General features: G+C 72.7%; 3 protein-coding genes. 2 read left to right on the forward strand and 1 reads right to left on the reverse strand.

Annotated elements, in window-relative coordinates; genetic code table 11:
• The first annotated feature begins 157 nt into the window (after window positions 1-157).
• Window positions 158-367 (forward strand): hypothetical protein, encoded by a 210-nt coding sequence (locus L0P92_RS43380; protein ID WP_234768640.1) that lies wholly within the window; start codon window positions 158-160, stop codon window positions 365-367.
• A 93-nt stretch (window positions 368-460) separates the two neighbouring features.
• Here the strand turns inward: L0P92_RS43380 and hemB are convergent, their stop codons facing one another.
• The gene (hemB, locus tag L0P92_RS43385) at window positions 461-1,459 is read right to left on the reverse strand and encodes a porphobilinogen synthase (protein ID WP_234768638.1); all 999 of its coding nucleotides are present in this window, start codon (window positions 1,457-1,459) and stop codon (window positions 461-463) included.
• A gap of 253 nt (window positions 1,460-1,712) precedes the next feature.
• Here hemB and L0P92_RS43390 point away from each other — a divergent pair, with 253 nt between their 5' ends.
• On the forward strand, window positions 1,713-3,119 hold the full coding sequence (locus L0P92_RS43390; protein WP_234768639.1) for an FAD-binding oxidoreductase: 1,407 nt from the start codon (window positions 1,713-1,715) through the stop codon (window positions 3,117-3,119).
• Window positions 3,120-3,168 lie beyond the last annotated feature (49 nt).

Genomic DNA, 3,168 nt, shown 5'->3' on the forward strand with positions numbered 1-3,168 from the left:
GTCCCACACCCACCCGCCGGGACCCCACATCCCCGCAGGTCAGCGGCCGTCCCGCAGCTCGGGCGTCCCGAATTCGCGGCGCACGGTGGCGGCCGGGGCGGATGATCACGCAGTCTGGGCCCGACACCGACCCCCACATTCGGAGAGGGCCGCACCCATGTCCGCGTCCGCACACCCCCCTCGCCCTCGCCCCCGCGCCCGGCTGCTGGCCGCCACGCTGGTGGCGGTCGCCGCGTTGACGCTCACCGCGTGCGAGGACGGCCAGGGCCTGCGCGACGAGGGCCCGTCGACCCCGACGAGCCCCACGGCCACGCCAGACCCGACACCCCCGGCCCCCACGACACCGCCGACGTCCGACGGAAGGTGACGGGGACAGAGGGACAGGGACAGAGGCAGAGGCAGAGGCAGAGGCAGGAACTGGCACCGACACAGGAACCAGCACCCCGCCGCATACCCGTCGTCAGCCGCGCCCCAGCTTCTGCGCCGCCTCCGTGGCCCAGTAGGTGAGGATGTTGCGCGCACCGGCCCGCTTGATGCCGGTCAGCGTCTCGAGGATCGCCCGGTCCCGGTCGATCCAGCCCTTCTCGGCGGCGGCCTCGACCATCGAGTACTCGCCGGAGATCTGGTAGGCGGCGACCGGCACGTCCACGGCGTCGGCGACCCGCGCCAGGATGTCGAGGTAGGGCCCGGCCGGCTTGACCATCACCATGTCGGCGCCCTCCTCCAGGTCGAGGGCGAGCTCGCGCAGCGACTCCCGCACATTCGCCGGATCCTGCTGGTAGGTCTTCCGATCCCCCTGCAACGACGAGGCGACGGCCTCCCGGAACGGCCCGTAGAAGGCGGAGGCGTACTTGGCGGTGTAGGCGAGGATGGCGACGTCCTCCCGCCCGATCTGGTCGAGGGCGTCCCGGACGACCCCGATCTGCCCGTCCATCATCCCGCTGGGCCCGAGGACATGGGCCCCGGCGTCGGCCTGGACCTGGGCCATCTCGGCGTACCGCTCAAGGGTGGCGTCGTTGTCGACGCGCCCTTCGGCGTCCAGCACCCCGCAGTGCCCGTGGTCGGTGGTCTCGTCGAGGCACAGGTCGGACATGACGAGCAGCTCGTCCCCCACTTCGGCCCGCACGTCCCGGATGGCGACCTGCAGAATCCCGTCCGGATCGGTCCCCGGGGTACCGAGGGCGTCCTTCTTCTCCTCCTCCGGCACCCCGAAGAGCATGATCCCGGAGACCCCGGCCGCCACCGCCTCCGCGGCGGCCTTCTTCAGACTGTCCCGCGTGTGCTGGACGACCCCCGGCATGGCCGCGATCGGCACCGGCTCGCTGACACCTTCGCGCACGAAGGCCGGGAGGATGAGGTCGGCGGGGTGCAGCCTGGTCTCGGCGACCATGCGCCGCATGGCGGGGCTGGTCCGCAGACGCCGCGGCCGCGTGCCGGGGAAGGATCCGTACGTCGTCATGCCACCTACGCTACGCCCGCCCCGGCAGCACCTTTGCCGACGTACCGTCGGCACGCCCCACGCCCCCGTCGGCCCGCATGCGCCCGCCACCCCCAGGGGTCCATCCTGAGGTAGAGACAAGCCCCAGCCCTCGACGAGCAAGGACCCCGACGGCACCACTCCCCCGCTCCCTCCCGCTCCTCCCCCAGCCTGCCGCCGCCGTCCCTCCGTACCCACGTACAGACGTACACGCGCGCACACCACGGAGGACGCGATGACCGCCACCCACCACAACACCCCGGACCTCTTCGCCCTCTCCGAGATCCACGGCCCGGTCCTGCGCCCCGGCGACGACGGCTACGCCGACGAGGTCACCGGCTTCAACCTGGCCGCGTTGCACACCCCGGACGTGGTCGTGGGCGCGACGGGCGCCGACGACATCGTGACGGCACTGCGCTGGGCGTCGGCCACGGCCACTCCCGTCGCCGTGCAGTCGACGGGCCACGGCGCCAACTTCCCCATCGACCACGGCCTGTTGATCAGCACGTCCCGTATGACGGACGTGAGCGTCGACCCCGACCAGCGCCTGGCGACGATCCCGGCCGGCGCGAAGTGGCGCCACGTCCTGGAGGCAACGGCCCCGCACGGCCTCGCCGCACTCTGCGGCACGTCCACGGACGCGGGCGCGGTCGGCTACACCCTGGGCGGCGGACTACCGGTCCTGGGCCGGGCCTACGGCTACGCGGCCGACCTGGTCCGCTCCTTCCAGGTCGCCACCCCCGACGGCACCCTCCGCGAGAGCGACCCCGACCAGGAACCGGAACTGTTCTGGGCACTGCGCGGCGGCAAGGGCAACGTAGGCGTGGTGACCTCCATGGTCTGCGAGCTCCTGCCCGTCCCCACCCTCCTCGGCGGCGGCATCTACTGCCCCGGCGCACACACCGAGCCCCTGCTCCGCGCCTGGAGCGACTGGACCCACACCCTCCCCGACGACATGTGCAGCACCTTCAGCCTCCTGCGCCTGCCGCCGATCCCGGAGATCCCCGAACCCCTGCGCGGCGGCTTCTGGGCCCGCGTGGCCATCGCCTGGCCCAAGGACCCGGCCGAAGGCGAACCCCTCCTCGCCCCCATCCGCGCGGCGGCCCCGGTGGCGGTCGACACGGTGGAAGTGATGCCGTACGCGGCCCTCGACCGCATCCACATGGAGCCCCAGGACCCGCTCCCCGCCCGCGAGTCGTGCGCGCTGCTGCGCGACCTCACCCCCGAGGCCATCGACACGTTCCTGTCCCAGGCCGGCCCGGACGCCCCCGACTGCCCCCTGCTGGTGGTGGAGATCCGCCACCTGGGCGGCGCCCTCTCCCGCCCCGCCCGCCAACCGGACGCGATCTGCTCCCGGGACGCGAACTACCTCCTGGAAGCAGTAGGCGTCCTGGCCGCCCCACCAGCAGCCGAGGCCATAGAACAGGCCACCCGGTCCCTGTACGCAGCCATGACCCCGTACGGCACCGGCCACACCATGGTCAACATCCACGGCACCCCCGGCAACGAACCCGACCGAGCCCGAGCCTGGACCCCGGACGTCTACACCCGCCTACGCAAGGACAAGTCCACCTACGACCCGAACAACCTGCTCCGCTTCGGCCACACGATCAGCCCCATCTCCAGCCCGTCCGGCGTTTGAGGACGAGGCCGAAGGCCGACAGCGGGGGTCCAGGGGGCGGCAGCCCCCT

It is taken from the genome of Streptomyces muensis, from assembly GCF_021474425.1.
GTDB classification, from domain to species: domain Bacteria; phylum Actinomycetota; class Actinomycetes; order Streptomycetales; family Streptomycetaceae; genus Streptomyces; species Streptomyces muensis.

Excerpts from the sequence above, each read along its gene's own strand:
- L0P92_RS43380 (WP_234768640.1), top strand. The coding sequence starts at position 158 with ATGTCCGCGTCCGCACACCCCCCTCGCCCTCGCCCCCGCGCCCGGCTG.
- hemB (WP_234768638.1), bottom strand. The coding sequence starts at position 1,459 with ATGACGACGTACGGATCCTTCCCCGGCACGCGGCCGCGGCGTCTGCGG.
- L0P92_RS43390 (WP_234768639.1), top strand. The coding sequence starts at position 1,713 with ATGACCGCCACCCACCACAACACCCCGGACCTCTTCGCCCTCTCCGAG.